The 546-nt window shown below is 63.4% G+C and carries 1 protein-coding gene; it reads left to right on the top strand.

Going from position 1 to position 546, the window contains the following annotated elements; all coding sequences use genetic code 11:
• A partial coding sequence (locus tag BK660_RS30255) for a flagellar basal body P-ring protein FlgI (RefSeq protein WP_185045264.1) occupies positions 1–546 on the top strand: 546 nt, incomplete at both ends.

Raw genomic sequence — 546 nt, 5'->3', positions numbered from 1 at the left:
CGGCCGGTCGTATCCCTGGCGGTGCTTCGGTGGAGCGTTCGGTGCCGAGCGGTTTCAATCAGGGCAACAGCCTGACGCTGAACCTCAACCGTTCCGACTTCACCACGGCCAAACGTATCGTCGACAAGATCAACGACATGCTCGGCCCTGGCGTTGCGCAAGCCATCGACGGCGGTTCGATCCGCGTTACCGCGCCGCTCGATCCGAGCCAGCGCGTCGACTACTTGTCGATCCTGGAAAACCTTGAAGTCGATCCGGGTCAGGCAGTGGCGAAAGTCATCATCAACTCGCGCACCGGCACCATCGTCATCGGCCAGAACGTGAAAGTGTCGCCAGCCGCCGTGACCCACGGCAGCCTGACCGTGACCATCACCGAAGACCCGATCGTCAGCCAGCCCGGCCCTCTGTCCAATGGTCAGACGGCTGTCGTGCCGCGCTCGCGGGTGAATGCCGAGCAGGAAGCCAAACCGATGTTCAAGTTTGGCCCGGGTACCACCCTCGACGAGATCGTCCGTGCGGTGAATCAGGTCGGCGCGGCACCGGGTG

Source organism: Pseudomonas brassicacearum (assembly GCF_003732265.1).
GTDB classification, from domain to species: domain Bacteria; phylum Pseudomonadota; class Gammaproteobacteria; order Pseudomonadales; family Pseudomonadaceae; genus Aquipseudomonas; species Aquipseudomonas brassicacearum_D.
The sequence above is the reverse complement of the archived record's forward strand: the minus strand, read 5'-3'. Positions and strand labels throughout refer to the sequence as shown.